Here is a 25645-nt window from a genome sequence, read left to right on the forward strand (position 1 = left end):
GGAAGCCGCGGCGAGGCGCCGCGCGGCGAGGGGGTGAGGGGATGGGCTCGATCGACGACCTGATCCGCGACCTCCGTAACTTCGACCGCCGCAAGGAGGTCACCAACCGGTTGTCACGCGAACTCCGCAAGCCGGTCCCCGCCGTGCGGAAGCTCATCCGGAAGCGGGCCCTGGCCGTGCTGCCCGAGGGCGGCGGGTTCGGCGAGTGGGTGTCCAAGCTCAGCGTCACGGCCCGGGTGAAGCTTCAGGGGCGGGCCGCCGGCGTCAAGCTGGTCGGTCGGCGTAAGGGCTACCCGGACAAGGACCCGAAGGTCGACCTGCGGCGTATCGACCAGGGCCGGGCCGCTGCGCCGTCGTGGGGGCACCGTACGGCTGCCAGCTGGCATTTCCAGACGGTCACGCCGGGGTTCTTCTCCGAGCCGTCGACCGAGGTGGAGCAGTGGCGCACGGCTGCTGATGTGGCCCTCGATGACGCCCTGGAGGTGATCCGCCGTGGCTAGAGACGTCGAGGCGGACATCCTCGTCCGGGACAAGACCAGCCCCGGTATCCAGTCGGTCGAGCGGAATCTGAAGCGGGCCACCGACCAGTCCAACAAGATGACCGCCAGCCTCAACAAGGGCGTCGCCCAGTGGGGGCGGGGAATCGCGAAGCTCGGCGGCGCGGCCAGCAAGTGGGCCAACTCGGGTGACAGCGCGGGGAAGCGGTTCGCGCGGGGCATCGGCAACGGGCTGGGTAAGGCCGCCGAGCTGGGTGGCGCGGTCGGCGGCAGCGTCGTCAAGGCTGTGTCGGCGGCGGGCCCGCAGGTTGCGTTGGCCGTGTCGGCGGTGCTGGTCGGTGCGGCGGTGTCGGCAGCTCCGGCGGTCGGCGCGGCGGTGGTCGGCGGCGCCGGGTTGGGCGGTCTGGTCGGGGGTGTGCTGATCGCGTCGAAGGACGCCCGGGTCAAGGGTGCGTTCGACGACCTGGGGAAGGAAGCGGGGGCGGATCTCCAGGCGGCGGCGGGCCGGTTCGTGCCCGCCACGCTGGAGGCGACGAAGGAGGCCCGGTCCGCCTTCAAGGGGATGCTGCCCGACCTGAAGCGGATCTTCGACGTGTCCGCCACGTGGCTGCCGGGGCTGACCCGGTCGGTGGGGCGCGGCGCGCAACTGGCCCTGTCCGGCATCACCAAGGCGATCACCAAGGCCGGGCCGATCATCACGCAGGTCGGCCAGGGGGTCGAGGGGATCCTGGCCTCGGTCGGCAAGGTGTTCGGCGACCTGTCCGACAACGGCAACTCCATGGCCCTCGCGTTGAAGGGTGTGTTCGGGCTGGTCAAGCTGACCATCCTCGGTGTCGGCGGCGCGCTCAACCTGCTCATCGAGGCGTTCGAGTTCTTCGTCTCCAAGATCCCTGGTGGCCGCAAGCTGCTGGACTCGATGACGGCCAGCCAGGACGGCGCGAAGTCCAGCGCGTTCAACCTCGCCGGCGGATTCCAGGCACTGGCCGGCGACGCCAACGCCGCAGCTGCCGGGATGACCAACGCCAAGCAGCAGGCAGACGAACTGGCCAACGGCAACATCTCCCTCGCCCGGGCGCAGATCGCGTCTCGTGACGCCACCCGGCAGGCCGCCGAGGCGATCAAGGAGAACAGCAAGGCCAAGATGTCGAACCGGCAGCGGGCCGACGAGAACATGTCGGCGCTGCTGTCGATGGCGGACGCGTTCAACCAGGAAACGGCCGCCGGTGAGAAGAGCGGCATCGGCGCCGGGAAGGCCTCCGCCGCGTACTCCACGAACCGCGCCGCCCTGATCAAGATGGCGGAGCAGGCCGGCAACTCGCGGAAGAAAGCGCAGGAGCTGGCCGATCGGCTGTTGACCATGCCGAAGGGCGTGAACATCCCGGTCAACGTCAACACCGCCACCGCGTCCGCCCGGTTGGACTCCTTCACCAAGAAGGTCAAGAAGGCGAACGGCACCGTCATCAACTACACCGTCAGGGTCAACACGCAGGGCGATCACCGGATCGTCGGGCAGGGTACGCAGCTGCGCCGGTGGGGTGGCATCGACTACGCCATGGCCCGCGGCGGCGCGATCGGCGCTCACTTCGCCACCAGCCCGACCGTGCTCTACGGCGAGCGGGAGACCGGCGGGGAGGCGTTCATCCCACGGCGGGGCGACCTGGGTCGGTCGCGGGGCATCGCCGAAACGGTGGTCCGGGACTGGCTGGGTGGTGACGTCGCGTGGGACGGCCGTGGCGGGGGTGGTTCGGCCGCGCCGACGGTGCTGGAGGCGCACATCGAAATCGGGGGCGAGGTCGTGCGGGTGGTGCAAGTCCAACTGCGGGAGCGGGACAGGGCGTTAAAGCGGCGCGTCGGCGCCGGGGCGGGGAAGTAAGCCGTGGCTCGCGCTCTCGGCCCGTCCGCCGCCACCCGGTACTGCTACGACCAGGTGACCGGTGCGCCCGCGGCGAACCGTACCGCCGTCATCTACGCCGACGCCGCCGGCACCGTCCCGGCCGACATCCGCTCCTACGACGGGTCGACGGCACCCGGCCCTGCGGTCGGTGGGTCGATCGTGCCCACGGACACCGTGGGGCAACTGTCGCTGATCTGGTTTCCGGACCGGGTCCGCCGGCTGTGGGCGCGGGTCGGCAACGGGCCGATCTTCCCGATCGACGCGGACCCCACCGGCCTCATCGAGAGCCTCGACGTCGGACACAACCCGGCCCTGCGTCGGTGGTACGCCGCCCTGGCCGGCCGGTACGGGTCGATCGCCTCCGTCGTCGTGATGGGCGACTCCATCAGCGAGGGCTACGGGGCCACCTCGGTGACCCGCCGGTGGTTGCAGGTGCTGCAATCCGAGCTGCGCTCCCGGTTCCAACCAGCCGGCGTCGCGGGAGCGGCGTACCCGTACATCAGCGCGTCACCCCGGGTGTCGCCGATCCCCGCTGACTACCCGCGTACCGCGACGGCCGGGGTGACCCAGTCGGACCACGGCCTCGGTCTCCGCTCAGCGGTGATCCCCGCAGGCGAGTCGGTGACGTTCAGCTTCACGGGCAGCCGGGCGAAGGTGTACGGCACCAAGGGTGCGGCGGTCGGGAAGTACGGCATCCGCCTCGACGGGGCGGCCGAGGTGGTCGTCGACGGGGCCGCGGCGTCCACCTCCAGCGGGGTGCTGCTGTGGGATTCCGGCGCACTCACCGCCGGGGCGCACACGGTGCTGGTGCAACGGTCGTCGACCACCACCGCGTCGCCGGGCAACGTGCTGCTCGAAGGGCTGGTCACGTACCACGGCGACGAGTCCGGCGGCGTGCGGGTCCTCGACGCGAGCAGGTCGGGCGCGACCCTCGCCACGTTCACCGGCTCGAACCTGTGGCATGGGGCGTTGGGTGCGGTCGAGGGCAAAGGGTTGCTGGTCCTGGCGTGGGGTGCGAACGACTCCACCACCGGCACCACCCCGGCCGCCTTCAAGGCCGGCCTGGAGCTGCTCATCGCCAACGCCCGCACCGCCGGGTGGACCGGCAGCATCCTGCTGCTCAAGCTGCCGAAGCGCGGCAGCGCCGCCGAGGTGACCTGGTTGGCGTACCTGGCGCAGATGGACGCCATCGCCGCTGCCGACCCCGACATCACCACCCTCGACCTGCGCTCCCGCATCCCTGACCAGGGCACCGCTGAGGCCACCGCCCTGGGGCTGTACGTCGACGAGGCGCACAACACGGACAAGGGCCAGGGGCTGATCGCTGACCACATCGCTACCGCGGTCGTGACCCGATGAGAGGGGGAACGCACGATGCCCGTGCCCGCCGGTAGCGGTTCCGGTCCGGCCCCCGCCGGCCTGTCCTACGACCCCATCTTGTCGCGGGTACGCCTGTCCGTGCAGATCCCGTCGCCGGCCGCGTACGCGCGGATCGAGCGGTCCACCGATCAGGTCCGCTGGGTCACCGTGCGAGGCGGCACCGAGGTGGTCCCGACCACCGGCGGATGGGTGACCCTCTCGGACTACGAGTTCACCCCCGACACCCCCAACTGGTACCGGGTCCGCGCGTTCATGGCGAACGACTTCGAGATCGGCGCGTCGCGCAACAGCAACCCCTACATCGAGACGGACACCTCGGGGTGGACGGCGGTGGGCGGCACCGTAGCCCGGTCGACCAGCACCCCACACGAGGGCGTCGCGTCGCTCCTCCTCACCCCCGACGGGGCCACCGCGACTGTGCAGGCGCGCGTCGCGAACGGCCCGGTCACCGCCGCGAACTTCTACGTTGGGGCCGCCTGGCTGCGTTCAACGGTCGCCCGCACCGCCGGTATCGCCATCATCTGGCGGGACGCCGGGGGCGGGATCCTCTCCCAGACGCTCGGGTCAACCGTGGCCCTGGCCGCCGGCGTCTGGACGTACTTCGAGGTCACCGGGCAAGCCCCGGCCAGCGCGACGCAAGCAACGTTCGTCGCCGCCTCGATGGGCGGAACGCCACCAGTGGGCCACACCATGCTCGTCGACGAGGCCTGTTTCGTCGTCATCGGCGGCACCCCCGTGTTCTCCGGTGCGATCACTCCCGACCTGGCCGGCCACGTCTGGCTGAAGTCGGTCAGCCGTCCGTTCCTGAACCGGGCCGTGACCGTCCTCGACTACTCCGACATCGAGCGGCCAGCGCGCGGCGGCCTGTTCACCGTGCCCGGCCGCACCGCCCCGGTCGCCGTGACCGACGTACGCAGCTCCCGCCGATGGACCCTCGAAGTCCTCACCAACGACGCCACCGCCGCCCGAGACGTTGACCTGCTCCTGGCCTCCGGGGACGTCCTGCTCGTCCAGGCGCCGGCCGGCACCGACGTCCCCGCCGGGTACGTGCACGTGGGCGACACTCGACAGCGCCGCACGTCTCGGCTCGGTCCCCGCCGGGTGTTCGAGCTGCCGTGCACTGAGGTGGCCGCGCCGACTGCCGACGTGGTGGGCGCGACCGCGACCTGCCAAACCGTCCTGAACACCTACGCGACGTGCGCGGCGCTGCTGGCCGCGCACCCGACCTGCCTCTCCGTCATGGAGCTGATCGGCGACCCGACGGAGGTGATCGTCCCGTGAGGCCCGTCAGCGAGCGTTTCCTCGACGCGATCCGCGGCTCGCACGAGGCGGTGTTCTCCGCGACCGTGGTGGCACCCGGCCAGACCGGCGTCGCCCCGACGGGCACCGACATCACGATCGCCGACGGCGACGTCACTCTCGACGGCACGGCGCAGGTCCGGTCAACGCTGGAGCTGACCACCTCGGGCACCTTGTGGCCAGTCCGGGCCACTGACCTACTCGCCCCGTACGGCAACGAGGTCTTCGTCCGGCGCGGCATCCGGTACACCATCGGCCTGACGGAGTGGGTGTCCCTGGGTTACTACCGGATCGACAGTACCGAGCAGGACGACGCCCCGGACGGGCCGATCCGCGTCCTCGGTCAGGACCGTATGGCGGGCATCGTCGAGGGGCGGCTTACCGCACCCCGCCAGTTCGCGGCCTCGACCACCCGCGGCGCGCTGCTCTCCGCGCTGATCACCGAGATCTACCCGTGGGCCACGATCGAATGGGACAGCACCGGGGTCCGTGACGCGGCGATCGGCCGGCAGATCCTCGTCGAGGAAGACCGGTACGCGGCCTGCGCCGAACTGGTCAAGAGCGTCGGACGAATCTGGTGGTGGGACCACCGGGGCGTCCTGGTCGTGCGCACCCCGCCCTTGTCGACCGAACCGGTGTGGGAAGCCAGCCACGGGCAGCTCGGTGTACTCCTGGACCTCGGGCGGCGGCTGACCCGCGTGGGTGCGCACAACGGCGTCATCGCGAGCGGCGAGGGCGCAGATACCGCTGCCCCCGCGCGGGCCCTCGTTGTCGACGCCACCCGCGATTCGCCGACTCAGTGGGGCGGCCGGTTCGGCAAGGTCCCCCGGTTCTACTCGTCCCCGTTCATCACGACCGACGGACAGGCGTGGACCGCCGCGGCTTCGCTGCTCATGGCTGAGCTGGGGCTGCCGTACAGCGTCGACTTCGAGGCGGTACCCAACCCGGCCCTGGAGCCGTTCGACACCGTGCGGTTGCGGTACCGGGGTCGGTCTGAGGTGCACGTGATCGACCGGTTGACCGTGCCGCTGACCGTCGAGCAGCCGATCTCGGCGGCGACACGAGAGCAGACCACCACGCTGCTCGGGGGCGCGTGATGGCCACCTACGGGTCGGACGACCTCACGCCACTGCTGGCGCAGCAGCCCTCGGCTGGCCTCGGCTACCGGCAAGGCATTCTCCGCGCGTGGAACGCACTGAACGCTGAGAACACCGTCGAGGTCGGCGGGACGCTTATTGAGAATCTGCCAATCCTCAACACCAACAACGACGCGCTTCAATTGGCTCCCGGTGACGTGGTGGGCATCTTGACCACCGGGACGTCGGCCAACTCCTGGATGATCCTCGGCCGGGTCACCATGCCCGGTACCCCCGCTGCTGAATCTCTGCTGTCGCAGGTGTCCAGTGGTATCGCCGTCGGCGTCGTTACCACCCAGCAGTCGACCGCCTCCACTACGTACGGGGACTTGGCGACGGTGGGGCCTTCGGCGACCGTGACGATTCGGGCCACGGGAAAATGTTTGGTCATCCTCAGCTCGCAGATGGGCTACGCCACGGCCACCGCCACGGGCGGCTGCAAGGCGTCCTTCGTGGCGTCCGGGGCCAACACCATCGCCACGTCCGGACAGCGGTCCATCAACATGGGCATGAACACTGGTGCGCCGAGCACCTTCCGTGTCGACCAGTTTGGGGCGACGTTTTACCTCGCCGGGCTCAATCCGGGGGTTACCACATTCACAATGAAGTACGGCGCACAGAACGGTTCGGTTGCCGACTTCAGTGACCGCGTGTTGGTGGTGTTCCCGCTATGACCAGGTCAGGGATTTGGCCACACGTTGAGGTCACAGTTACCCAGCCCGTAGGTGTTGGAGCGCATGACCGGCGCCGGCCCCGACCCGGGGCACTCGGTGTGGTTGTAGTGGCCGAGCAGGTGACCCATTTCGTGCAACAGAACCTGGGTGCGTTGGTCGTTGAGCGTGCCCCCGGTCGCCCCGAACGTTGTTCCTACCCGCACCCACGCGTCGGCGGTCATCACCGCCAGGTCTTCGCCGACGAACGCCCTGCCGACGTCCTGTCCAAAGCCGTAGGTGCCCCGGTAGCCCGGCTTCACGATCCGGAACGTGAACCGGTCAAGGTCGGTGCGCCAGCCGCGCGGGTCGTTGACGACCCGCTCCACGAAAGCGGCGACCTCCGCCTGGTCGACGTCCACATCCTTAGCGACCTCGACGATGGGCGGCGCGTACCAGACAACCGGCGTCGGAGAGGAGACGGCGACGGGGGCAGGCGCGGTGGTTCCGGCGTGCTGGTCCTGGAGCACGTCCACCCACACGATCGTCGCCGCCGCACTGAGCACCGCGGCGGCTACGCCTGTGCCGATGACACCCCGCATCGTCGCCTCCCGATCTATTCGGCGCCACGGTAGCGGAACTGCGCAAGGAGAAGTGACATGCCTGGATCGACGCCCATCTACGGGTTCCCCTATCTGGTGAACGAGGTTGATCCGCCGGACATTGGTGGTGCCACGCAGGCGCTCGCCGAACGAGCTGAATTTCAGGTGGCTCGCCTCGACGGCGCCATGGTCGGATTCGAGTCGGCATCCGAGGTCAGCCCGCAGTCGATCCCCGCGGCGGCGGGCACCCCGCTGCGCTGGCAGGCGGCCACCTCCAACGTCGGCGGGTTCGGCAAGCCGAACACCACGGAGTGGACCGTGCCGACTGGTGGCGTGTACGCGGCGACCGTGCAGGGTCTGGTGTCGAACGGGCAGTCCGGGCGGGCGTTCGCGCAAGTCGTCATGGCAAATAGAGAGTTCCGCACCCCGTTCGGTGGCGCGGGAGAGTCCGGTTGGGGCGCGGCCGGTATCCGCCGGTTGACCGCCGGTGCGGTGATCAGGGCCGACCTGTACTGCGCGACCGCGACGACCGTGTCCTCGGCGACGCTGGTCGTCTACCGGATCGGGTCGTGACGCCATGACCCGCGCACCGAGCACCCTGTTGGCCGCCCGCTCCCTGCTCCTGACCCACCTCGACAACGCGCCTGGCCCGGACGACCTGGAGCCGGCGGAGGTCGGCATCGTCGGCGACCCGGCCCACCGGGGCGGCTACCACTGCGGCTCCGACCGGGTGGACGCCGACGACTACTCGGTGCGCGAGTCGCCCCGGGACCGGGCCGGCCTGACGCTCGACGCGGCGGCGCTCGACGTCGGCCAGTTCGAGGTCCGCGCCGGCGACCGCACCCACACCCTGGCCACCTTCTCGCTGTGGTGTGTGGGCCAGTGCGCTGCCGGCGCGGCCGACACCCGGGATATCCGCGAGATCATCTACAGCCCCGACGGCAAGACCGTGAAGCGGTGGGACCGCCTCGGCAAGCGCACCACCGGGGACAGCTCGCACCGCTGGCACACGCACTTCAGCTTCTTCCGCGACGCCATCAAGGCGGGCCGCGACCAGCGGCCGTTGTTCCGCCGCTACCTCAAGACCATCGGACTCCTGGAGGACGACGACATGACGCCCGAAGAGCACAACTGGCTCGCCACCGTGCACAAGAACCTGACGCTGCTCGACGGGCGGACCCCGATCGGGCAGACGTACCTGCGGCTGGCCCGCGGCGTCGACGACGTGAAAGGCGCGAAGCAGGTCGACCACCCCACCCTCACGAGCATCGCAGGGCAGCTGACCGCGCTCCAGACCGCGCTCACCGCGCTGGCCACGCGGGACGTCGTCGACGAGGCCGCGGTGGCCCGTGACCTACTCGGTGTGCTGACGCCGGAGAAGATCGCCGCCGCGATCCCGCCGACCATGGCGCAGCAGGTCGCGGACGAACTGGTCCGCCGACTGGCTGCCTGACGTCGTGTGGACCTGGCGACCCTCATCCCAGCCGGCGGCCTCGGTGCGGTCTCCGTCGGCGGCACTCTCCTTGCCGTCGTCGTGTACCTGCTCAACGCCAACCGCGTCGATCGCCGGGAGTACCAGGACGCCGTCGACCGGGCGGAAGCCCGCGCCGATGCGGCCGAAGCGCGCCGGGCCACCGCCGAGGCCCGGGTCGACGGGCTCCAGCAGGCGGTCGACGCCGAGCGTGCCGCACGTCGTACGGCCGAGGACCGGGCAGCCGCGGCCGAGCGGACGCAGCAGAACGGTGGCCAGCCGTGACGGATGAGACTCTGCAGCTGCGGCGGCGGATGCATCGTCGGGGTCGACGCCGGGCGGTCGTGGCCGTGGCGGTCACCGCGCTACTCGCGTCTGCCGTCACGTGGTGGGCGGCCTCCCTCGGCCGTCAGGCCACCGCCGAGCAGCAACGCGCCGACGTCGCCGTGTCCGGGGCGGAGCAGCTGTGCCAGCAGGTGCGCCAGCTCGGCGGCACGTGCGTGGTCGACCCGGCCGAGCTTCGTGGCGATCCCGGTCCGGCCGGGCCCGCCGGTCCACCCGGGCCGCCCGGCGTTCCCGGCCTCGACGGCGCGGACGGGTCCGACGGTGCACCGGGTCCGACCGGGCCGGCTGGTACGCGCGGCGAGATCGGTCAGTCGGGCGCTGACGGGCCAGCGGGAGATTCCGGTCCGGCCGGTCCGGCGGCCCGGCTGGTGCGGTGGGGCCGCAGGGACCAGATGGTCCGCAGGGCCCGGCCGGGCCGCGCGGTGAGCAGGGTCCGCAGGGTGAGGCCGGGCCGGCGGGCGCGCAGTGCCCGGACGGGACAACGGCGGAGACGGTCACGGTGGTGACGACGACCGGCGCGCGGCAGATCGCCGCCTGCGTCGCGGACTAGGACTCATGCCGATGCACTCGCCACCTACCTTGCGGCCAGCCGGCTCGCCGGTGCTTCACAGCCTGGCTGGTTGGCTCACCAACCCGAGGTTCTGGCAGTGGTTCCACGCTGCCAACGCGGCGAAGTGGGTGCTGCTCTTCCCCGCCGGGATGCTCTGGTGGCGGGAGTCGGTGCCGTTCCTGATGTACGTCAGCCTCGACACGGCGTTGACCGGTGCGCTCGCTGCGTACGGTGCCGCGCTGGGCGCTCGCAAGGCTGATCCCGAAGATCCGCTCTAACGAGAGTTTGAGGAGGCTCGATGTTCACCACGAAGTTCTGGAAGGCCGCCGCCGAGCGGGCGGTGAAGAGCGCCGCGCAGGGTCTGCTGCTCTACTGGGGCGCTGACGTCGTGTTCAACGCGTGGCAGGCGGACTGGGCGGCGGCCGGCGGCATCGCCTCTGGTGCGGCAGTGCTGTCGGTGCTGACTTCGTTGGTCAGTGCGAAGGTGTCCGGGGAGCAGGACTCCCCGAGCCTTGTCGGAGGTAACCAGTAGGATTTTCGGCGCGGTGCCCCCGGTGACGTCCCGGGTGGTGCCGACCAAGCAACGAATCGCCCCCAACCAAATCGGGTTGGGGGCGGTTCCTTTCGGACTGTCAGGTGAGGCCGAGGGCGACCCGGTCGCGCAGGTCCGTCTCTTTGAACTGGACCTTGCCCCGGTTCGACACCTCGATGCCGTAGATCCCCTTGCCGCTGGGGACGTTGGCGATGTCGAAGAGGAACAGGCACGAGGTGGCCCGCGTCGAGTCGTTTGGATCGGTGACCGGCTGCCCCTCGCCGAGGTTGCCTACCGCGATGTTCACTCCGGCGGGGTCGGTGACGATCACCTGCGTGCCCACCTGGATGTCGTCGTGGCTCTCGGAGCCGGCGCACGTGTGGGTTGACTCCGACCAGACGAAGTTCGGAAGTTCGAGGGTGAACGTGCCACGTACGAGAAGCGGCAGCGGTGCGCGGCTGGGCGTTGCGGACGTGGTCGGCGCAGCGGTCGCCGGCTCAGTGTCGCTGGAGCAACCGGCCAGGGCGGCGGCGAGCAGCGCCGCGGGGAGCAGTAGGCGGTGGGCGCGGGTCATGCCGGGCACCGTACCGATGGGAGTCAACGGCAGGCCTCGGATCGTCGGGATCCCGACGCTCACAGCGCGACCCAGATCACCGCGCCAGCTACCGTCAGCGTCAGCAGCACCATGGCGATCCAGCCGGCTGCTTGACCGGCGAGCCAGGCAGCCTCAACCACCCACGACCACGCCCAGGACCACGCCCACGCAGCTCGCTCCCACCGGCGGGCGGCCTCCCAGGTCACCAGTACGCCGACGAGCACTCCGGCGCTGAACGCGATGAGCAGGCCTCTCATGATTCACTTTCCGTGATCAACGGACGGGCGGTGCGGACTGTCCGCACGATTCCCGCCCGCTCCAGGTGGGAGGCCGTACGGACGGCGTCCGGACGGGGAAGTGTCCGGACGGTCCGTACGGCCTGATGATCGCTGATAGTCACGCCGGCTCGGTGATCCGGATCTTGTAGATGCCGCGCTCGGTGTTGCGCAGGATCGCGTCAGGGCCGGAGCACAGGCGGCGCAGCTCCTTGCTCACCCAGCTCGCGGTCAGGCCGGTCGCTTCGATGACGTCGCCCAGCTCGGCCGGGCTGAACTCGGTGGTTCCGGCCGCGTGCAACCGGAGCAGATAGTCACGGGTCCACGCTCGCGCCTCGGTCGTGCCCATCGGTGGCTTGCGCAGCTGCCCGAACGCCAGCCGCGGCATATCGGCGGGGACCGCGATCGGCTGCGCGGGATCGACGTCGTCCGGTGGCTCGTTCAGGTCGAGCGCTTGTTCAGCTCGCGCTCGTCCTGGTCGTCGGGCTGCGTCACGGGGTGCCCTTCCTGGCGCTGGGTCGGAGGTGGCTGAGGGGGAGAGGTTGGTGCGGTGACTGGCCGGTACGGGGCGATGGCAGCTGCGCGGTCGTCTTCGCTGCGAGCGATGAACGCCCGCGCCGGCATCGACCACCGCTCCTTGTCGACGCCCGGAAATTCGGCGTAGAGGTAGCCGGGTCGGCTGTTCTTCCACTCCCACGGGGCGGCGCCGGCGTCGAGGGTGCTCTCCGACAGGGCAGCTTCCGCGTCGGTGTTTCGCTCCACGCCGAGGCACACCTTCGCGGAGATGTTCGCTCGCGCCGAGGTGGGGAACCGGTCATGCGTCGCCCGCTGCAACTCCACCAAGAGGAAGATGCCCACGGACCGCGCCGACTCGCTGACGTCGACGAAGGTGCCGTTGTCGACCACGAGCCGAGCGGCCTCGAAGTTCACCACGACGAGGTACGGCAGGCCGCAGCCCTTGACCCACTGCTTGAGCCCGCGCTGCCCGAGGTGCCGAGCCCGCTGCGCGATGAGCCGGGGCAGGTCCTCGATGTAGTCCTCCGCCGACTCGGGGTCGAGGTAGGTCTCGTGCGCACCGAGGCGCAGCCACTCGGGCAGCTGGTCGCCCTTGCGGGTGTCGGTGACGATCAGCTTGACGTCGTTGCGGGTGAGCACGTCGGCGCACAGGTTCAACACCAACTCGGTCTTGCCCGCGCCGGACATGCCGACCACGGACAGGTGAGCCGAGTTGCGACCGGCCTTGTGGTCACCGGGCAGCCACAGGCTGAGCGGCTCACCATCCTCGACCACACCGAGTTCGACCGGCGCGTCGGCGATCGACGCACCAGGCGCGGACGGTCCGGGCCAGTAGCGGGTCTCGCGCAGCTGATCGACCGGCACCACGGACACCTTGGCCCGGCGCGCCGAATCCGGGTTGGGGATGACCCGGACCGCCGTCGCCGGCACGTCGAGCGCAGACGCCAGCGCTCCCCGGTCGCCCGCGAGATCTCCGGCGGTGGTGCCCGCGTCGAGAACCACCGGGGCGGTGGCCCGGGCGCCGTCGATGGTGGCGCGGCCGAGGCGGGCACCGCGCAAGCTCTTCACCGCCTCGGCCAGACCACCGCCTTGCTCGCCGTCGCCGGATTGCCCGGAGCGCAGAACCCGGATGACGCCCATGGCGATCGAGGCGGTCGGCGCACCGATCAGCCACAAGTCCAGCCACGGCCGAGACCACGGAGCGGACAACGTCGCCCCGATGGTCCACGCGCCCCCGGCGACGCACGTCACGGTGGCCACCGCCTGGCGGACGATTCCACGGGCAGCAGCTGCTCGCCACGTCAGCGCGGAAAGCGCGGTGCCGGCCAAGGTGAGCCCGGCCGCTGCGGCGCCGGCCGTGGCCGGGTTGCCGCTCCAGTAGGCGTGTGCGCCGGCCGTCGCCGCCCAGAGACCAACGGCGCTGACCGGGGTGACCAGGTACGGCCACAACGGAACCTTCACCGTGTGCACGGTGGCCACGCCGTCGTAACCGGCGTTCTTCGGCATCCGGGTGGTGGTCTTCACCATGTGCTCCTGTTCGGGTCAGGCCTTGAAGCGGAAATCGTTGCGGCGCGGCCGGTGCCCAGCGGCCTCCAGCTCGGGCAGGTAGACCGCCTGGAATCGGCTGGACGCGGTCACCACGTACTGGCACGCGATCACCAGCGACTCGGACGCCTGCTGGATCGGCCGGGCGACCTGACGGGCGCGGGCCCGCCCGGACAGCCCACCCATCGGTCCGCCCTTGATGGCACGGAGTCGGGCGTCGAGCTCGGACGCGCAGATGCCCAACTCCAGGGCCCCGGCGTGGAGGATGCGGCGCGAGTTCTCGCACCACTCCAACAGGGCGACGTTGTCGGTGAGCGCGTCGGCGCCAGCGAAGAACGAACGGCCCTTGGCCTGTTCAGCCATGATCACTTCTCCTTGTTCGAGGTCGGTGTGTGGTGCTGCTTCCAGCGGTTCGCGGTGGCCTTGGACACGCCCGCCGCGGTGCCCAGCTGTTCGCCGGTCGGCGGGTGGCCGAGCTTCTTGGTGAGCCGGGCGTACGCCTGAGCCAGCTTCTTGTCGTCGCGCTGAGCCGACTCACGCACCGGCTCGGTGACGGACTTGCCGCGAGCCGAACGGTGAGCCGCGACTGAGCCGGGCGGTGAGCCAGCGACCGGCTCAGCAACTACGTCGACGAGCGCGTCCAGCGCACCGCCGGATTGAGTCGGCTCCGGCTCACGACCTGAGCCGATCCGCGCCGCGAGGTGAGCCGGCACCCGGATCAATCCGAGGTCGACCGTCGGCTCAGTCCGGGGCCGGGACAGGGCGGCGTGCCCGCGCTGGAGGGTGATCTTCGAGCGCAGCGCAGCGCGGCGAGCTTCGGCGCTGGTCCGGTCGAGCTGCTGACGCGTCCACTCGTCGACCTCGCCGCCGCCGATCCCGGCGAACAGTTGCTGCCGGATGCCGAGGGTGAGCCGGAGCTGCTTCTGCGCGGCAGCCATCGTCGCCTCGTCCACGGTCTTCGCCAGGTCGTCGAGCCGGCGCGCGGCTTTCTCGGCCCGCTTGGCGGTGGCGTCGTCGATCTGCTGGTTACTCTGGCGGCCGGTCGGCATGCCAGACCACGACAGCGGCGTCGACCACGCTGCGCACGGTGCGCTGCCGGAACACTTCGGCGAGGTCGTCGACCGTGCCCGGCTTGAGCAGCCCGAGTCGGACCCCGATGCGCTGTGGCGTCCAGATCCACCGGGACTCCTGGCGCTTGGCCGGCTCCTTGTCGGCGTAGAGGCTCATGTACCAGATGCCGGCGGCCAGCGGCGGCGTTGCCAGACGAAGTACCACCTCGGTGACTGAGTCGGACGCGGTGGACGCGACCAGGCCGGACGCGCCAGCGACGAGCCAGACGAAGCGCATGTGTCGGCTGATGTCGGGTGCCGGTCCGTCGCCAACGTGAGCGGCGAGCTTGTGCGCGGCGAGGCTGCCCTGGTGGAGCATGACCACCTCGAAGGTGGCGCAGAACATCAGGCTGCCGGGGACGTTCAGGCCAAGGGGTCCGTGGGCGACCTCGAACATGCCTTCCATCGCGAACAGGGTGGCGAGGGCGACCGCGACTCGGCCGAGCTTTTCGTGTACGTAGCCGGTCTGCAGGAATCGCCACACCAGGACCAGGGCGAGTAGCGCGCCGACCGCGCCCGCGCCGAAGAGCACGGGCTGTCCGTGTCGTTGGGCGAGGCCGGCCAGTGTGGTGGCCGCCTCGCGGACGTCGTCGATCGTCATGCGGGCCAGCATCGCACAGGTTTGACAGATTTGGAAGTTCTGACAGACTCGGACGTCATGAAGCTCGCTCACGCACCCGGCCCGGCTGTCGCCCCCCGACCGCGCGATCTGCCAGACTTGGTCAACTCGGCAGGTCTGACAGGGGGTCCGGTGGTAGGCGACGGCACGTGGCTATCGATCGGCGAGGTGATTGCCAGACTCCGGGCAGCAGGATTCAGCGAGAGCGAGTCGACGGTCCGCCGGATGATCGATGACGGCGACCTGGAGTCGTACCGCACCGAACGCGGTGGACACCGCCGGGTGAAAGCCCAGTCCGTGGAGAGTCTGATCCAACGCCGAGCAGCCACCCAGTAAACCCGAAACGTGAAGCGGCCCCGTTCCCTCGAAGGGAGTGGGGCCACTTCACGTTTCGGGGGTCAGCGAATCCAGCTGACGAACCGGAACCAGGTCGCGCCCGTCGTCGTCACAGGTAGTTCGTTGACGGCGGCGGCGTACACCGCCCCGAGGTACATGGCCAAGCCGACCCGGTCCCGCCCGAAGGTCTCGGAGAGGCGGACCTGCGCCTGGGCGCACGGCCAGTCCTGCCCACAGGTCGTGCAGTCCCACTCTGGTCGGCGTGGCATGTGCTGCCCGTTGAGTCGTCCGTCCAGTGCGGCGACCGCCCGCAGCCCTCGGGCACGGTCAGCAGCCTGGGCTTCGTGGATGGTGGTCGGAGTCTCTGCCATCACTGTGCTGCTCCGATGTAGCGGGCGTAGACAACGATCACGCCGTCCACGGTCCGGACTGCTGCCTGATACGCGCCAGCAGGCCGCCACACCGCCAGCGATCCCTGTCGGATCCGGCTGGGCAGCACGTGGCTCCGGGCACCTTCGGCGATCACCGCCCACTCGCCGGGTCTGCTCCGTAGTTCTGCGGCGATCCGTCTCGCCCGCGCTGCTCCGTCGGTCTGGGCCCGAGGTAGACGGGGCGCAATCGGCGGCGGTTCCTCCCACCGGATGACGGTCTCGGCCAGGTCCTGGCTCACCGCATGTCTCCACACGTGCGGGTCTTCTGCCCGGGGGTGAGTAGCGGGGCGGTGGTGGGGATGAGTGTCGGCGCGTTCCAGCCCGGCGGCGTCACGCACGCCGAGGCCGTGGTGGGGCTGGTCTGGTCGAGCTGCCGGCGGCGCCGGCGGAACGGGTTCCACATCGGTGCGTCCCCTCTGCCAGGGACCGAGGTGGCCGGCCCCCTCGGCACGGCCACCCCTGCCCTTCCTGGGTGGGCACGGCGGCGGACTCCGCACGGGGGTCGGTGCCCGCCGCCGCTACCCGGGGCCCGGTGCTCGCGGACGGGGGGACCGTCGCTCACTCCGCGCCCAGCTGGTGGATGCGACCGCAGCCGGAGGTTCGGGTGCTGAGGGTTCGTGCCGTCGCATCCTCCGCGCCAGAATCATTCGCTCTGGCATCCACCACACTGGCATCGTTCGCCCAAGGTCACAAGACCGACACGGGCAGCGATATAGAAGAGGGCCGACACCAATCGGTGCCGGCCCTCACGTTGAACTAGGTCAGATGTGGTCGAACGCGCCCTTGCGCGCGCCCGCCAGGAACGCGTCCCATGACCTTCTCGGGATTACCTGGATCGGAGCGTCGGCGTCGGCGTCCGTCCTCTCGGACAGGGCCACGTCACCGGAGCCGTCGTTCGCGACGGAGACGTAGAGGCACCCCTCGTTACCTCCGGACTCCGGCGACTTCATCCAGGTGACGAAGCGCGGATCGGTGTTGTGCTGCGGGTCGGACATCGGTTATCCCTCTCGGGTCGTGGCGGCCAGCTCGGCCGCCGCCTCTCGGATGTACGCCGCACTGTCCGCGTCAGACAGTGCGGCCTCACGCAACCGCTGATGCAGCTGCGCGTACCCCGACACCTCTACCGAGTCGGTGACCAGCAGGGCGCGGGTCACGTTGTCGACCACCACGATCGGCGGATCCTGGGTGTCGGGGTAGGTCACGTGGGCGTATGGCGCCCTCGGGGCGTAACCATCGCCGGGCTGCGCGTCGACCGGTATCACTCGCACGCTCACCCTGTCGGGATCGACCATCAGGTCCAGGAGGTGACGCAGCTGCTCCAGCATCACGTCCGCTGGTACCGGCCGCCGGCGAATCGCCTGTTCCTCAAGCACCAGCTGGTAGCGGGCCAGGCCGCCGCCGATGCTCTGGCGTTGCCTCTCCAGTCGTCCCCGCACGATCGGCTCCGGATCGGCAACGGGCGCGTCGCCGGTCAGTGCCAGGACCCGGTGCCGGGCGTACGCGGCGGTCTGGACGAGGCCGGGCAACAGCAGGCCGCTGTACTCGCGGATCGTGCTCGCGCCGGCCTCGACGAGTGCGTAGGTGCGCTGCCCGTCGCCCATCCGCGTGTACGCCGCGGCATCCCACCACCGGCTGCTGGCCGCGTCCTCCGCGTAGCCCTCGATGACGGTCCACTCTCGGCTGTGTCGGCGAACGTCCAGGGCGTCGAGCAGCCGCCGTACCGAGAGCAAGCCCGGTTTCCGGCCTGGGTCGCCAAGCGGGTTCTCGGTCCGGCTGATGACGGATGCGCTGACGCCGCTCTTGCGGCTGAGTTCGGCGTGGCTGTAGCCGCGCTCGGTGCGCAGCTGGAGCAGTGCGGCACCGAGCCTGCGCGTTCTGGCCAGCGGGTTGGGGGTCAACCGGGCCTCCTTGCCGAATCGAATGATGCCGGTCGGCACGGCATCGAGCGTACTCATCGCGCAGGCTCCGGCGTAGTGACCGCCGTCGGTGCGTCCCGATACCCTGGAAGCTGCCCCTCGACGCGGGTCGGGCGGCGGGGGGTCCGGTACGCGTCACCGGGCCCCCCGCCACGTACAGGGGGCCCCGGGGCCCCCGGACCCCGGGAACCCCACCCTTGGCGTCTACGTACCGTGCGCAGGGTGATCGATCCCCACAGTGATCGGCCCGCGTATCGGCAGCTCGCCGACATCCTGCGGGATCGGATCACCTCCGGCGACATCGCTCCGGGCGCGCTGCTGCCGTCGATCCGTCGCCTGGAGCAGGAGTACGACGTCGGCCGGGAGACGATCCGCCGCACTCTCGCGGTGCTGCGGACGGAGGGTCTGGTCGTGACCGGCTCTGGCCACGGCACGCGCGTCGTCGACGAGCAGCCGCGCGAGGTGGTGTCGGTGCCGCGCGGCGCCAGGGTGCGGTCCCGGATGCCGACCGAGGCCGAGCGGGTGAAGCTGGGAATCGACCCCGGCTCGGTGGTGCCGGTCATGGTGATCACGCTCGGGGGCCGGGTGCGGGGTGTGCACGCGGCGGACCGGGTTGAACTCAGCTTCCTGTGATCGTCGATCTTGCGAATGAGTCGGTAGCGAATCGTTCCCGGCTGGGTGATCTGTCCTGCCTGGGTGACACGCTGCATTTTGCAGATGACGCTATGCCTGCCCCGCTAAGGCATCGATAACGGCGCAAAACCTCATCGCGTCGAACCGAATCGATCTCACCAGTAGTGCGCGAGCTGCCCGTTTACGTCACGATGGCTGCCTGCCGGAGATCCCGCACATGGGACCGGCGCAGCCACCGGGGGGAGGCAGCTTGCGCGCATCACCAGCCATCATCCGCGCCGCACTCCTCTGTGGCCTCGCCGGAGCTGCCTGGTGCGCACTCGCCGCCCTCAACCCCGACACCGCCCACGCCGACGACCGACCCACGACGACCACCGAGCAGCCGGGGGGTGTGCTCGGTGGCGTCCGCGACGCCGTCGACGAGGTACTACCCACGCCGAGCGACAAGCCGGCACCCGCCGAGGAGCCCGCCGGCGAATCCCCGCACACCGACAGCGACAAGCCGGCACCGGCCCAGCCTCGCAGCGACCCGCCGAAGAACGAGCCGGTAACCCAGCTGCCACCCGTCGAGGTCCCGGTCGATCTGCCCGTGGTCCCGCCGATCACCGTGGTCACACCGCCGGCCGCCCCCGAGACACCCGAGCCGCGCCCGGCCGCGCCCGCTCCGACGCCCAGCCAGCAGCCCGCGCCCATCGCCGTCACCCCGCCGGTCATCAGCCCGACGCAGCCCGCAGCCGACCAGACGACAGCAGCGGACACGCAACCGCCGGCCGCCACCTCCGCGCCCGCGTCGACTCGTTCGGTGGTGGCAGCGCCGACCGACGTGCCGAACCTCACCGCCCCGATCATCGGCCCGATCATCGGCCGCACCCTCGACGACGGAATCCGCCCGGCCGAGCCGGTCCGGCCGACGCCGATCGGCGACTGCGTCGAAAGGACGCCGATCGCGAAGCAGATCCGCAAGACGCTGCGCGACCTGGTAGCCGAGATCACCCGGACGCTGGACGAAGCGGCAGACCGCGCATCACGGCCCTGCCCCACTGCGCCCGCCGGGCCCGACACAGGCGTCACCATCCTGACCGCAGCTCACAACCCGGGGTCGTCTAGCACAGACCAGGTGCTCAGTGACGCTCCAGGCTCACTGATCTGGCCCGTCCTGGACAGGTTGACGGCGCTGCGTGCCCGGTCGACTATCCCGGCAGGCTGGTCGACTGGGCTGGATCCCCGCCCCGCCTGATGACGCCCACCCGCTGCCGTGGCGGCGGGTATCGGTTGCCGGCCACTCGACCGGCTGGAGGTGTCCCCGACCTCCACCCTCCCCACAGCACATCGGCAACGAGGAGCTGACCCCATGTACCACCACCTCTGCACCAAACGGATCATCGGCTGGATCTCGGCGGTTGCAGCGCTGCTGCTGATCCTGGCCCTGGCCGTGCACGCGATCGGCTGTCGGCACCCGGTCACCAGCGACCTGTTCGTCCTCGGCGGGGTCGCTGCCACTCTGCTCGGGATGGTGAGCATCCGGCTGTTGCTCGGAGATTCCGCCGCGTACGTCCAGGGCGTACGCGAGACGGTGGACCGGCTCGCGGCAGCCCTGCCGAAGACCGGCGACCGACCCCAGGGATAGGCCTGGTTGTCCCCAGGGTGTCCCCATACGCAGAGAAACGCCCCACCGGAGTTGACCTCGGTGGGGCGTTTCCCCTGGATAGCCCGGCGAAAGGCTATGTGGCCAGGGGCGGGGTCGAACCGCCGACCTTCCGATTTTCAGTCGGACGCTCGTACCAACTGAGCTACCTGGCCGTGTTGCTCGGCTCATGCTACCCGGCAACCGGACGAACCGGTGGCAGGGTGACCTGCTCCGATACGCAGAACGCCGCGCGGGGCGCGGCGTCAGCGCTGCGGTCCTGACGGGACTTGAACCCGCGACCTCCGCCTTGACAGGGCGGCGAGCACTCCAACTGCTCCACAGGACCTAGCTTGTGTTGCTCCGGCTTGCGCCGGTCGTGCCCCCAACGGGATTCGAACCCGTGCTACCGCCTTGAAAGGGCGGCGTCCTGGGCCGCTAGACGATGAGGGCGGCCCCGCCATCATTGCACACTCGCAACTTCAAGCGGACTTGCTCCCATCCGGCCCCGCCGGAGGCTTCGAAAGCATACGTGATGCTCCGTCGGTCGACAAAATCGGTATCCGCTGGGGCTTCGATCGCGGCATAACCGCAGTTCACAGCAGGTCTAGCGGAGTCGGGTAATGCCGAAGCGCCGCTTCAGGTCGGCGATCACCCGAGGGCAGGCGGCGAGTGTCGCGGCCCGATTTCCACCCCCGTCGTGCAGCAGCACGATGCCCCCGGGGCGGGTGGCGGCGTGGATCCGCTTGCCGATCGTCGCCGCGCTCGGCTTGTCCCAGTCCTGCGGGTCGACCGACCAGTGCAGCGGGCGCATGCCGAGTTCCTTGGCCACCCCGAGCACCTCCGACGTCCACCGACCGCCCGGCTGCCGGTAGAACGGCACCTTCGCGCCCGGAGCAGCTGTCTGGATGGCCTTGTTGGTGCGGGCCAGGTCGGATCGGATCTCCGCGGCCGGTCGCCGGGCGAGATCGAGATCGTGCCGCCAGCTGTGGTTGCAGAGCTGGTGTCCCTCCCGGACGATCCGCCGGATCAGCTCCGGGTGGCGCTGCGCCTCACGGCCGACGACGCAGAAGGTGGCGGTCACCCGGGCGGCCTTCAGCTGGTCGAGCACCTTGGGTGTCCAGGCCGGGTTGGGTCCGTCGTCGAACGTCAGGGCCACCGGGCGTACGCCGGTGTTGCGCCCCAGGCCGGCGGGGAGCTTGGCCGGCAACGGCCGCAGCGGCGGCTTGGCCGGCTTGGTGGCGGCGGGGTGTGGCGAGGGGGTGGGTGGCGCGGTCGACCGCACCGGCTGCGGAGCGCCGACGGGTGCGATGGTGCGGTGCGGTCGAGCGCAGCCGGACAAGATCAGCGCCACGGCGAGGACGGACGCCAGGGCGGCGCGGGCTTGCATTTGCTCGCTCCCGGAGGGTCGGGGTAGGCGGACCCGCACGACGGTAGTTCACGTCGCCGGCCGGCGACAGTGCGATCAGTCACGCCTCGACTGGTCCAGCGAGTCACGGACGGCGACGGCGAGCGAAACCGCCTCGGCCAGGTCGACCGGGCGCACCACCCCGGCGGGCAGCGTGTCGGCACGCCAACCGGGACCGGCGGCGAGCACCAGCAGCGGGCGGCGGGGCGCGGCGAGCACTGCGCTGAGCTGGGCCGGGTCGGCGGTCGCGCGGGTGTGCGACCAGAGCACCACGGCGGCCGGTCCGGTCCGGTTGACCGCCTCGACGAGGGCGGCCACCGGCACCCGGGCACCGAGCATCCGGTAGCTGACCCCGGCCTCCGCGAGCGCCGCGGCCAACGCCTCCAGCGGGAGCGTGTGCTGTTCCTCGTCGGCGCAGGAGAGCAGGATCCGGGCTGGCCCGGTGGGGACCTTGGCCCGACTGGCCGCGGTGAGGGCCTCCGAGACGCAGCGGGACATCAGGTGCTCCACCTCGATCAGCCCGGCGGTGGCGGCGTGGCGTTCGCCGATGCCGGCGAGCACTGGGCGCAGCAGGCCCTCCCAGGTGGCGATGACCCCGCCGGCGGCCAGCGTGTGCGCGATCGTCTCGCTGATCGCCGCCGCGTCCAGCCGCATGGCGGCCCGGGCCAATCCACGTGCCGCCGGGCCGGCGCGGCCGACCGGGATGGTGCCGCCACGTCGCGACCGGGTGGGTGGATCCGGGTGGGGGCGACGGTGCTGGTGGGCATCGGGTCGGGTGCCTGGCGAGCCCAGCGGGCCGCCTCGGCGGGGCTCACCCCCTCGGCGGTGAGCCGTCGCATGATTTCGAGACGGGCCAGGTCGGCCGGGGTGTAGCGGCGGTGGTGACCGGGGATGTGCTCGCTGGGCCCGAGCCCGTAGCGCTGGTGCCAGGTGCGCAGGGTCGTCACCGCGACCCCCAGCCGGCGTGCGACAGCGCCCGCGCTCAGCGCCTCATCGACCACCCGACCGCTCCGCCGTGTCATCCGCCGCCGATCCGGGCGGGGTCGTCGCCGGGCCGGTTGCCGCCGCCGCGGAACCGGTGGGGCGCAGCAGTCGGCTGACCACCCCGCCCAACCAGGGCGCGTACGACCGTGGGTCCAGGTCCAACTCGGCCTCCAGGGCGGCGGGGTCGGCCCAGCGCAGCTCGGCCACCTCGTTCGGGTCCGGCAACAGCGGAGCGGAGGGCCGGAACTCACCCCGCAGCACGTGGTCGTACTCGAACTCGACCCGACCGGTCGCCGGATCCTCGGCGTAGTAGGCGTAGACGCCGACCTCGGTCAGCTCCACCGGGCCGGCGCCCAGCTCCTCGCGGAGCCGTCGGTTGGCGGCCTCGGCGAGCGACTCACCCGGCCGGGGATGGCCGCAGCACGAGTTGGCCCAGCGCAGTGGGAACCGGGTCTTGACGGCGGCTCGGCGCTGGAGCAGCACCTGGCCGTCCGGGTCCACCAGGAGCACCGAGAAGGCCCGGTGCAGTTGACCCGGAGGCTGGTGCGCGGCGGCGACGGTCGTCTCGCCGTGCGCGTTGCCGGTTTCGTCGACCAGTTCGACGAGGTGCTCCTCTCGGCTGTTCATCGGCCTTCCCCGGTGATCCGGTTGGCGGCGAGTTTGCCGGAGATCAGCACCATCGGCACGCCGACGCCGGGTTGGGTTCCCGAACCGACGAACACCACGTTCGACAGGTCGCGATGCAGGTTCGACGGGCGGAACGGGCCGGTCTGGAAGAGGGTGTGGGCGGCGGCGAACGGAGTGCCGGCAGCCATCCCCTGCTCCTCCCACTCGGCGGGGGTGATGGCCCGCAGCACCTCGACGCCGGCACCGAAGCCGAGGTAGCCGCGCTCCTCCAGGGTGCCGATCAGCTGGTCGGTGTAGCGCTGGGTCAGGTCGCCGCGCCACTCGAACGGCGCCCGGTGCAGGTTGGGCACCGGGGCGAGCACGTAGTAGGTGTGCCGGTCCGGTGGCGCCACCGTCGGGTCGGTTCGGCTCGGGTTGGTCACCAGCAGCGACGGGTCGGTCATCAACTCGCCCCGCCGGATGACCTCATCGAAGGTGCCCTTCCACGCCCGTCCGAAGTGGATGTTGTGATGGGCGATCTTTGCATATGCCTGTCGGGAGCCGACATGCAGAACGACGCAGGACGGCGAGTAGGTGAGTCGGCGTCGTGGCACGGCGGGGAGCAGGTCCCGGTAGGCCACCGGCAGGTCCGGGTTGAGCACCACCACGTCCGCCGGCACCAGGTCGCCGTCGGCGGTGAGCACGCCGGTGGCCCGGCCGTTCGCGGTCTCCACCCGGGTCACCGTGGTGTCGTAGCGGAACCGCACGCCGTGCTTCTCGGCCGCGCCGGCCATCGCTCGGGAGACCGCGTGGATGCCGCCGCGCGGGAAGTAGACCCCGGCCACCGAGTCGAGGTACGCGATGACCGCGTAGATGGCCAGCGCGTCGTGCGGCGCGAGGCCGGCGTACATCGCCTGGAACGAGAAGATCCGCTGGGTACGCGGGTCCCGGAAGAACTGGTTGATCTTCGTTTGGAGGCGGCGGAAGGCCCCACCGGTGAGCAGTTTGAGCAGGTTGCCGGTGATCAGGTCGGTCGGCGCGTCCAGGTTGCGCTCGATGAAGTCGGCCCGCTCCAGCCGCCACAGCTCCCGGGCGTAGTCGACGAAGCGCAGGTAGCCATCGGCCTCCCGGGGCCCGCAGACCCGGGAGATCTCCGCTGCCATCCGGGTGGTGTCGGTGAGCACGTCGAGGGTCGAGCCGTCCGGGTAGTACGCCCGGTAGGCGGGGTCGAGCGGGGTCAGGTCGAGCCAGTCGTGCAGCTCCTCGCCGACCGCGCCGAGCGCCTCGGCGATCAGGTCGGGCATGGTGAGCACGGTCGGGCCGGTGTCGAACTCGTAGCCGTCCACGCCGAGTCGTCCGGCCCGCCCGCCGGGCACCGACTCGCGCTCCAGCACTGTCACCTGCCGGCCGCTGCCGGCCAGGTGCAACGCGCAGGCGAGCCCGCCCAGCCCGGCACCGACGACCACCACCTGGTCTGTTCGTCCGGTCACCGTCCGCACGTGACCACCTCCTCGAAGAAGTCGCTCATCAGGCCCGCCGGTTGGCAGCGGCGGTGGCCAACCCGGTCAGCGCGGTCCGCGCCGTCTGGTCCACTGGTGCGGCGTCGAGCGCGTCGAGCGCGTCGCTCACCCGCTCGGTGATCATCTGCTCCACCCGGGCCACCGCGCCGGTCTCGGCGACCAGTCCGGCGAGCCGGTCGACCGGTCCGTCGGTGGCCGCTCCAACGCGCTGAGCTGGGTCGGCGTGGCCAGCTCACGGGCCAGCATGAGCAGCGTGGTCGGCTTGCCGGTGCGGAGGTCGTCACCCGCCGGCTTGCCGGTGGCGGCCGGGTCGCCGTAGACGCCGAGCAGGTCGTCGCGGAGCTGGAACGCTTCGCCGACAGCGAGGCCGTAGCGGGTGTACGCGGACACCAGCGGATCGTCGGCGGGCACCCCGGCCAGGCAGGCGCCGAAGAGAAGTGGTCGCTGGACGGTGTAGCTGGCGGTCTTGTAGCGAGCCACCCGCAGCGCCCTGTCGACCGACCAGTTGGCCGGGTCGTTCGCGCCGAGCACGTCGAGATATTGCCCGGCGACAGTCTCCACCCGCATCTGGTCGTAGCAGCGGCGCACCTCGAACAGCCGGGACGACGGCACCGTGGCGTGGGCCAGCAGCTGATCGGCCCAGACCATCAAGAGGTCGCCGATGAGCACGGCGACGGCCTCGCCGAAGCGGCCGGGGTCGCCGCGATGGCCCGCGGCGATGTGCTGTTCGGCGAGGGCGACGTGTGCGGTGGGTCGGCCCCGGCGGGTGGTGGACGCGTCCATCACGTCGTCGTGCACCAGGGCGAAGGTGTGCAGCAGCTCCAGCGCGGCCAGCGCGGGCAGCACCGGCGGCAGTGCGGCGCTGCCGCCGACCGCCCCGCGCCAGCCCCAGTAGGCGAACGTGGACCGGATGCGCTTGCCGCCGGCGAGGACGGCGTCGCGCGCGGCGGCGGCGAAGCTGCCCATCGACGCGTCGATCTCGTTGAGCGAGTTGACCTCGGCGTTGAGGAAGGTGGTCAGGGTCTCGTCGACCGCCGTGACCAGGTCGTGGGTGTACGCGGCCAGAACGGCGCGGACCGGATCGTCCCCGTCACCCGGCCCTGCCGGCGCCACGCGGGTCGCGTTGCCCGCAACTGCGTCGTTGGCCATGCGACTGAGCGTACCCTAGGCTA

The 25645-nt window shown here is 70.9% G+C and carries 30 protein-coding genes, 3 tRNA genes and 2 pseudogenes; 15 read left to right on the plus strand and 20 right to left on the minus strand.

What is annotated here, in order from left to right; translation table 11 throughout:
* Positions 1–41: 41 nt before the first annotated feature.
* From JM949_RS00980 to JM949_RS01005, 6 genes are read left to right on the plus strand one after another with little or no spacing between them, the layout of a single operon-like run.
* Positions 42–500, plus strand: a complete 459-nt coding sequence (locus JM949_RS00980; protein ID WP_203146565.1) for a hypothetical protein — start codon at positions 42–44, stop codon at positions 498–500.
* Positions 493–2370, plus strand: a complete 1878-nt coding sequence (locus JM949_RS00985; protein WP_203146566.1) for a hypothetical protein — start codon at positions 493–495, stop codon at positions 2368–2370. Before JM949_RS00980 ends, JM949_RS00985 begins: the two co-directional genes overlap by 8 nt.
* A gap of 3 nt (positions 2371–2373) precedes the next feature.
* Positions 2374–3750, plus strand: a complete 1377-nt coding sequence (locus tag JM949_RS00990; protein WP_203146567.1) for an SGNH/GDSL hydrolase family protein — start codon at positions 2374–2376, stop codon at positions 3748–3750.
* 15 nt (positions 3751–3765) lie between these two features.
* Positions 3766–5052 carry a hypothetical protein gene (locus JM949_RS00995; RefSeq protein ID WP_203146568.1) on the plus strand — a complete coding sequence of 429 codons (1287 nt, stop codon included), beginning with the start codon at positions 3766–3768 and terminating at the stop codon, positions 5050–5052.
* Complete coding sequence (locus JM949_RS01000) at positions 5049–6167, plus strand: DUF5047 domain-containing protein (RefSeq protein WP_203146569.1); 1119 nt, start codon at positions 5049–5051, stop codon at positions 6165–6167. The genes JM949_RS00995 and JM949_RS01000 overlap by 4 nt, the downstream gene beginning before the upstream one ends.
* Positions 6167–6880 (plus strand): hypothetical protein, encoded by a 714-nt coding sequence (locus tag JM949_RS01005; RefSeq protein ID WP_203146570.1) that lies wholly within the window; start codon positions 6167–6169, stop codon positions 6878–6880. The genes JM949_RS01000 and JM949_RS01005 overlap by 1 nt, the downstream gene beginning before the upstream one ends.
* A gap of 5 nt (positions 6881–6885) precedes the next feature.
* Here JM949_RS01005 and JM949_RS01010 read toward each other — a convergent pair whose 3' ends face one another.
* Entirely contained in the window at positions 6886–7458 is a 573-nt protein-coding gene (locus JM949_RS01010; protein ID WP_203146571.1) for a DUF3152 domain-containing protein, read from the minus strand.
* 57 nt (positions 7459–7515) lie between these two features.
* On the opposite strand from JM949_RS01010, the gene JM949_RS01015 reads away from it, so the two are divergent.
* From JM949_RS01015 to JM949_RS01040, 5 genes are all read left to right on the plus strand, one after another.
* A complete protein-coding gene (locus JM949_RS01015) occupies positions 7516–8031 on the plus strand; it encodes a hypothetical protein (RefSeq protein ID WP_203146572.1) in 516 nt (171 codons plus the stop codon).
* A 4-nt stretch (positions 8032–8035) separates the two neighbouring features.
* Positions 8036–8911 carry a hypothetical protein gene (locus tag JM949_RS01020; RefSeq protein WP_203146573.1) on the plus strand — a complete coding sequence of 292 codons (876 nt, stop codon included), beginning with the start codon at positions 8036–8038 and terminating at the stop codon, positions 8909–8911.
* A 6-nt stretch (positions 8912–8917) separates the two neighbouring features.
* The gene (locus JM949_RS01025; RefSeq protein WP_203146574.1) at positions 8918–9214 is read left to right on the plus strand and encodes a hypothetical protein; all 297 of its coding nucleotides are present in this window, start codon (positions 8918–8920) and stop codon (positions 9212–9214) included.
* A 660-nt stretch (positions 9215–9874) separates the two neighbouring features.
* The gene (locus JM949_RS01035; RefSeq protein ID WP_203146576.1) at positions 9875–10102 is read left to right on the plus strand and encodes a hypothetical protein; all 228 of its coding nucleotides are present in this window, start codon (positions 9875–9877) and stop codon (positions 10100–10102) included.
* Between the two features lie 20 nt (positions 10103–10122).
* Positions 10123–10356: a holin gene (locus JM949_RS01040; protein WP_203146577.1), complete on the plus strand. Its 234-nt coding sequence runs from the start codon at positions 10123–10125 to the stop codon at positions 10354–10356.
* Between the two features lie 100 nt (positions 10357–10456).
* On the opposite strand, the gene JM949_RS01045 is transcribed toward JM949_RS01040, so the two are convergent.
* The 7 genes from JM949_RS01045 to JM949_RS01075 all read right to left on the minus strand — a co-directional run bounded on the left by JM949_RS01045 (position 10457) and on the right by JM949_RS01075 (position 14997).
* A complete protein-coding gene (locus JM949_RS01045; protein ID WP_203146578.1) occupies positions 10457–10930 on the minus strand; it encodes a hypothetical protein in 474 nt (157 codons plus the stop codon).
* Between the two features lie 59 nt (positions 10931–10989).
* Positions 10990–11208, minus strand: coding sequence for a hypothetical protein (locus tag JM949_RS01050; RefSeq protein ID WP_203146579.1), 219 nt, complete (start codon positions 11206–11208; stop codon positions 10990–10992).
* A gap of 139 nt (positions 11209–11347) precedes the next feature.
* Positions 11348–11614: a hypothetical protein gene (locus tag JM949_RS01055; protein WP_203146580.1), complete on the minus strand. Its 267-nt coding sequence runs from the start codon at positions 11612–11614 to the stop codon at positions 11348–11350.
* A gap of 53 nt (positions 11615–11667) precedes the next feature.
* Complete coding sequence (locus JM949_RS01060; RefSeq protein WP_203146581.1) at positions 11668–13266, minus strand: FtsK/SpoIIIE domain-containing protein; 1599 nt, start codon at positions 13264–13266, stop codon at positions 11668–11670.
* Between the two features lie 18 nt (positions 13267–13284).
* Entirely contained in the window at positions 13285–13650 is a 366-nt protein-coding gene (locus tag JM949_RS01065; protein ID WP_203146582.1) for a hypothetical protein, read from the minus strand.
* Between the two features lie 2 nt (positions 13651–13652).
* Positions 13653–14336 carry a hypothetical protein gene (locus JM949_RS01070; protein WP_203146583.1) on the minus strand — a complete coding sequence of 228 codons (684 nt, stop codon included), beginning with the start codon at positions 14334–14336 and terminating at the stop codon, positions 13653–13655.
* A complete protein-coding gene (locus JM949_RS01075) occupies positions 14314–14997 on the minus strand; it encodes a hypothetical protein (protein ID WP_203146584.1) in 684 nt (227 codons plus the stop codon). The genes JM949_RS01070 and JM949_RS01075 overlap by 23 nt, the downstream gene beginning before the upstream one ends.
* 57 nt (positions 14998–15054) lie before the next feature.
* Here JM949_RS01075 and JM949_RS36185 point away from each other — a divergent pair, with 57 nt between their 5' ends.
* Positions 15055–15351: a helix-turn-helix domain-containing protein gene (locus JM949_RS36185; protein ID WP_238432369.1), complete on the plus strand. Its 297-nt coding sequence runs from the start codon at positions 15055–15057 to the stop codon at positions 15349–15351.
* A gap of 62 nt (positions 15352–15413) precedes the next feature.
* On the opposite strand, the gene JM949_RS01085 is transcribed toward JM949_RS36185, so the two are convergent.
* From JM949_RS01085 to JM949_RS01100, 4 genes are all read right to left on the minus strand, one after another.
* Positions 15414–15722, minus strand: a complete 309-nt coding sequence (locus JM949_RS01085; RefSeq protein WP_203146586.1) for a hypothetical protein — start codon at positions 15720–15722, stop codon at positions 15414–15416.
* 295 nt (positions 15723–16017) lie between these two features.
* A complete protein-coding gene (locus tag JM949_RS01090; RefSeq protein WP_203146587.1) occupies positions 16018–16185 on the minus strand; it encodes a hypothetical protein in 168 nt (55 codons plus the stop codon).
* Between the two features lie 358 nt (positions 16186–16543).
* Positions 16544–16777, minus strand: a complete 234-nt coding sequence (locus tag JM949_RS01095; RefSeq protein ID WP_203146588.1) for a DUF397 domain-containing protein — start codon at positions 16775–16777, stop codon at positions 16544–16546.
* A gap of 3 nt (positions 16778–16780) precedes the next feature.
* The gene (locus JM949_RS01100; RefSeq protein ID WP_203146589.1) at positions 16781–17737 is read right to left on the minus strand and encodes a helix-turn-helix domain-containing protein; all 957 of its coding nucleotides are present in this window, start codon (positions 17735–17737) and stop codon (positions 16781–16783) included.
* Between the two features lie 183 nt (positions 17738–17920).
* Between JM949_RS01100 and JM949_RS38905 the strand changes: the two genes are divergently transcribed.
* The 3 genes from JM949_RS38905 to JM949_RS01115 all read left to right on the plus strand — a co-directional run bounded on the left by JM949_RS38905 (position 17921) and on the right by JM949_RS01115 (position 19958).
* Positions 17921–18331, plus strand: coding sequence for a GntR family transcriptional regulator (locus JM949_RS38905; protein ID WP_203146590.1), 411 nt, complete (start codon positions 17921–17923; stop codon positions 18329–18331).
* A gap of 250 nt (positions 18332–18581) precedes the next feature.
* Complete coding sequence (locus JM949_RS01110; protein ID WP_203146591.1) at positions 18582–19568, plus strand: hypothetical protein; 987 nt, start codon at positions 18582–18584, stop codon at positions 19566–19568.
* A 114-nt stretch (positions 19569–19682) separates the two neighbouring features.
* The gene (locus tag JM949_RS01115; RefSeq protein ID WP_203146592.1) at positions 19683–19958 is read left to right on the plus strand and encodes a hypothetical protein; all 276 of its coding nucleotides are present in this window, start codon (positions 19683–19685) and stop codon (positions 19956–19958) included.
* A 99-nt stretch (positions 19959–20057) separates the two neighbouring features.
* Here the strand turns inward: JM949_RS01115 and JM949_RS01120 are convergent.
* The 8 genes and pseudogenes from JM949_RS01120 to JM949_RS01155 form a co-directional block, all read right to left on the minus strand.
* A tRNA-Phe gene (locus JM949_RS01120) sits at positions 20058–20131 on the minus strand.
* A gap of 99 nt (positions 20132–20230) precedes the next feature.
* Positions 20231–20304, minus strand: a tRNA-Asp gene (locus tag JM949_RS01125).
* A 31-nt stretch (positions 20305–20335) separates the two neighbouring features.
* Positions 20336–20408 (minus strand) — tRNA-Glu (locus JM949_RS01130).
* A 154-nt stretch (positions 20409–20562) separates the two neighbouring features.
* The gene (locus JM949_RS01135) at positions 20563–21345 is read right to left on the minus strand and encodes a polysaccharide deacetylase family protein (RefSeq protein WP_203146593.1); all 783 of its coding nucleotides are present in this window, start codon (positions 21343–21345) and stop codon (positions 20563–20565) included.
* A gap of 75 nt (positions 21346–21420) precedes the next feature.
* A pseudogene (locus tag JM949_RS38910) lies at positions 21421–22364 on the minus strand (MerR family transcriptional regulator).
* A complete protein-coding gene (idi, locus tag JM949_RS01145; RefSeq protein WP_203146594.1) occupies positions 22354–22974 on the minus strand; it encodes an isopentenyl-diphosphate Delta-isomerase in 621 nt (206 codons plus the stop codon). Before idi ends, JM949_RS38910 begins: the two are co-directional and overlap by 11 nt.
* Positions 22971–24452: a phytoene desaturase family protein gene (gene crtI / locus JM949_RS01150; RefSeq protein WP_203146595.1), complete on the minus strand. Its 1482-nt coding sequence runs from the start codon at positions 24450–24452 to the stop codon at positions 22971–22973. The genes idi and crtI overlap by 4 nt, the downstream gene beginning before the upstream one ends.
* Before the next feature lie 28 nt (positions 24453–24480).
* Positions 24481–25622, minus strand: a pseudogene (locus JM949_RS01155) (polyprenyl synthetase family protein).
* Positions 25623–25645: the final 23 nt, after the last annotated feature.

The sequence above is a fragment of the Micromonospora tarensis genome (assembly GCF_016803395.1).
GTDB classification, from domain to species: domain Bacteria; phylum Actinomycetota; class Actinomycetes; order Mycobacteriales; family Micromonosporaceae; genus Micromonospora; species Micromonospora tarensis.